The organism is Streptomyces sp. NPDC005899, assembly GCF_040629645.1.
Taxonomy (GTDB): domain Bacteria; phylum Actinomycetota; class Actinomycetes; order Streptomycetales; family Streptomycetaceae; genus Streptomyces.
In genome coordinates this window covers 1-3952 of record NZ_JBEXWB010000467.1, presented here as the reverse complement: position 1 = coordinate 3952, position 3952 = coordinate 1, and the positions used below count along the sequence as shown (strand labels likewise).

The 3952-nt window shown below is 71.8% G+C and carries 2 protein-coding genes; both read left to right on the top strand.

Annotation, left to right across the window (positions count from 1 at the left end):
* Window positions 1–105 precede the first annotated feature (105 nt).
* Entirely contained in the window at window positions 106–1533 is a 1428-nt protein-coding gene (locus tag ABZ371_RS29980; RefSeq protein WP_358685485.1) for an NADP-dependent succinic semialdehyde dehydrogenase, read from the top strand.
* Window positions 1533–3938 carry a phosphoketolase family protein gene (locus ABZ371_RS29975; protein ID WP_358685483.1) on the top strand — a complete coding sequence of 802 codons (2406 nt, stop codon included), beginning with the start codon at window positions 1533–1535 and terminating at the stop codon, window positions 3936–3938. Before ABZ371_RS29980 ends, ABZ371_RS29975 begins: the two co-directional genes overlap by 1 nt.
* Window positions 3939–3952 lie beyond the last annotated feature (14 nt).

The following is a 3952-nucleotide window of genomic DNA, read 5'->3' as shown; positions in this document are numbered from 1 at the left end:
GTACGCATGAACCGCGCCGGCCGGGTACGCGTGCACGGGGGGCCGCGCCGCACGGCAAGGCGTGGCGCGGCACGGTCGAGGAACAGATGCAAGGAGGCCACAGCCATGCCCATCGCGACGGTCAACCCCGCGAACGGCGAGACACTCAAGACATTCGACGCACTGGACGAGCAGGAGATCGAGCGCAGGCTGGACGCCGCCGACCGTGCCTTCCGCCGCTACCGCACCACCTCCTTCGACGAGCGGGCCCGCCTGCTGAACAGGGCGGCCGACCTCCTCGAGGAGGAGGAGCACGACATCGCCCGCACGATGACCACGGAGATGGGCAAGCCGCTGCGCGCCGCCCGCGCCGAGGCCGCCAAATGTGTCAAGGCCATGCGCTGGTACGCGGCGAACGCCGAGCGGCTGCTCGCCGACGAGCACCCCGGGGACGCCGACGTGAAGGACTCCGGCGCGTCCCGGGCCCGGGTGCACTACCGCCCGATGGGGACCGTGCTGGCCGTGATGCCGTGGAACTTCCCGCTCTGGCAGGTCATGCGTTTCGCCGCACCCGCGCTCATGGCGGGCAACACCGGCCTGCTCAAGCACGCCTCGAACGTGCCGCAGACCGCTCTGTACATCGAGGACCTCTTCACCCGGGCAGGATTCCCCGCCGGCTGCTTCCAGACCCTTCTCGTCGGCTCGGGTGCCATCGAGGCGATCCTGCGCGACCCCCGGGTCGCGGCGGCGACGCTCACCGGGAGTGAACCCGCCGGACGCGCCGTCGCGTCCGTCGCGGGGGACGAGGTGAAGAGGACGGTGCTGGAACTGGGTGGCAGCGACCCCTACCTCGTCCTGCCGTCGGCGGACGTCCCGCGGGCCGCGGAGACCGCCGTGACCGCCCGCACCCAGAACAACGGGCAGTCCTGTATCGCCGCCAAGCGCTTCATCGTCCACACGGACGTGTACGACGACTTCGCCGAGCGGTTCACCGCCGGGATGCGTGCCCTGACCGTCGGCGACCCGATGCGGGAGTCCACCGACGTGGGTCCGCTCGCCAGCGAGCGGGGCCGTGCCGACCTCGAGGAACTCGTCGAGGACGCCGTGGGCAAGGGGGCCGCCGTCCTGTGCGGGGGCGCGCGGCCCGAAGGGCCGGGCGACGGTCCGGAGCAGGGCTGGTACTACCTGCCGACCGTCCTCGCCGGCATCACGCCCGAGATGCGGATCCACCGGGAGGAGAGCTTCGGTCCCGTGGCGGCGCTCTACCGGGTCGCGGATCTCGACGAGGCCGTGGAGCTCGCCAACGACTCCCGCTTCGGGCTCAGTTCGAACGTCTGGACGCGGGACGAGGACGAGATGGGCCGCTGCGTGCGCGACCTGGAGGCGGGCGGTGTCTTCTTCAACGGCATGACCGCCTCCCACCCGGCGCTGCCCTTCGGCGGGGTGAAGCGCTCCGGCTACGGGCGGGAACTCGCGGGGCACGGAATCCGCGAGTTCTGCAACGCCACCACCGTCTGGTACGGCCCCGAGCCGGACGCCCACCAGGAGAGCTGATGACCGACGCCCCCACCCCTTCCGCCACTCCCGTACCGCGGACCTCGTCGGCCCTGTCCGACGCGGAGGTCGCGGCGCTCGACGCGCACTGGCGCGCCGCCAACTACCTCGCCGTCGGGCAGATCTACCTGATGGCCAACCCGCTCCTGACGGAGCCCCTCGCCCGCGAGCACATCAAGCCGCGGCTGCTGGGCCACTGGGGGACCTCCCCGGGGCTCAACCTCGTCCACACCCACCTGAACCGGGTGATCAAGCAACGCGACCGGCAGGCACTGTGCGTCTGGGGACCGGGCCACGGCGGCCCCGCCGTGCTCGCCAACTCCTGGCTGGAGGGCAGCTACTCGGAGACGTATCCCGACGTCACCCGCGACGCAGCGGGAATGGGCGCCCTGTTCAGGCAGTTCTCCTTCCCGGGCGGGGTGCCCAGCCACGTCGCCCCCGAGACCCCCGGATCCATCCACGAGGGCGGTGAGCTCGGGTACGCGCTCACCCACGCCTACGGCGCCGCCTTCGACCACCCGGAACTGCTCGTCGCCTGCGTGATCGGCGACGGCGAGGCCGAGACGGGGCCGCTCGCCGCCTCCTGGCACTCCAACAAGTTCCTCGACCCGGTCCACGACGGGGCCGTCCTGCCGATCCTGCACCTCAACGGGTACAAGATCGCGAATCCCACGGTGCTCGCCCGCCTTCCCGAGGACGAACTCGACGCGCTGCTGCGCGGCTACGGGCACGACCCCGTGTACGTCGGGGGCGACGATCCGGACGCGGTCCACCGCTCGCTGGCCGCCGCCCTGGACCTCGCCCTCGACCGTATCGACGGGCACCAGCGGGCGGCCCGCACCGGCGGGGTGAGGACACGCCCGCGCTGGCCGATGATCGTGCTCCGCACCCCCAAGGGCTGGACCGGGCCCCGGGAGGTCGACGGACTGCCGGTCGAAGGCACCTGGCGCGCGCACCAGGTGCCGCTGTCCGGCGTCCGCGACAATCCCGAGCACCTGCGCGAACTCGAGGCATGGATGCGCTCCTACCGGCCGGGGGAACTCTTCGACGCCTCCGGACGGCCCACGGCCCAGGTCCTCCACTGGGTCCCCGAGGGCACGGCGAGGCTCGGAGCCACTCCGTACGCCAACGGAGGGCTGCTCCTGCGCGACCTGCCGATCCCCCCGCTGGAGGACCACGCCGTCCGGGTCGACAGCCCCGGCACCGTCCTGCACGAGCCCACCCGCGTCATGGGCGGCCTGCTGGAGGACGTCATGGCGGCCACCGCCGGCCGCAGGGACTTCCGTGTCGTCGGCCCCGACGAGACCGCCTCCAACCGCCTCGACGCGATCTACCGGGCCAGCGGCAAGGCGTGGCAGGCCGGCACGCTCCCGACGGACGAGCACCTCGCCACGGACGGCCGTGTCATGGAGGTCCTCTCGGAGCACCTGTGCCAGGGCTGGCTGGAGGGGTACCTCCTGACCGGACGCCACGGGCTCTTCTCCTCGTACGAGGCCTTCGCCCACATCGTCGACTCGATGGTCAACCAGCACATCAAGTGGCTGCGCACTTCCCGGCGGCTGGCCTGGCGGCGGCCCATCGCCTCACTGAACTACCTGCTCACCTCGCACGTGTGGCGTCAGGACCACAACGGCTTCTCCCACCAGGACCCCGGGTTCGTCGACCACATCCTCAACAAGAGCCCCGAAGTCGTCCGCGTCTACGTGCCACCGGACACAAACACCCTGCTGTGCACCGCCGAACACGTGCTGGGCAGCCGCGACTACGTGAACGTGATCGTGGCCGGCAAGCAGCCGAGCTTCGACTGGCTGACGCTCGACGAGGCACGCGTCCACTGCGCGCGGGGGGCCGGCATGTGGGAATGGGCGGGGACCGACGACGGCGTCCGTGAACCCGACGTCGTCCTGGCCTGTGCCGGGGACGTGCCCACGCTGGAGACGGTGGCCGCGGCGGGCCTCCTGCGGGAACACCTCCCCGGGTTGGCCGTCCGGGTGGTCAACGTCGTGGACATGACCCGGCTGCTGCCGCACGAGGAACACCCCCACGGAATGCCGGACGCCGAGTACAACGCCCTCTTCACCACCGACAAGCCGGTCATCTTCGCCTATCACGGCTATCCGTGGCTGGTGCACCGGCTCGCGTACCGGCGGGCGGGCCACCAGCACCTGCACGTGCGGGGCTACAAGGAGGAGGGCACGACCACCACTCCGTTCGACATGGTGCTGCGCAACGACCTGGACCGGTACCGGCTGGTCATGGACGTCGTCGACCGGGTGCCCGGGCTGGGCCCCCGCGCCGTCGCCGTACGCCAGGCGATGGCCGACGTCCGCACCCGCCACCACGCGTGGATCCGGGAACACGGCACGGACCTGCCCGAGGTGGCCGACTGGTCCTGGGCGGGCTGAGCGCGCCGCACGCA

What these genes read in the sequence shown, in the direction of transcription:
- ABZ371_RS29980 (WP_358685485.1), top strand. Translation starts at nt 106, where the DNA reads ATGCCCATCGCGACGGTCAACCCCGCGAACGGCGAGACACTCAAGACA.
- ABZ371_RS29975 (WP_358685483.1), top strand. Translation starts at nt 1,533, where the DNA reads ATGACCGACGCCCCCACCCCTTCCGCCACTCCCGTACCGCGGACCTCG.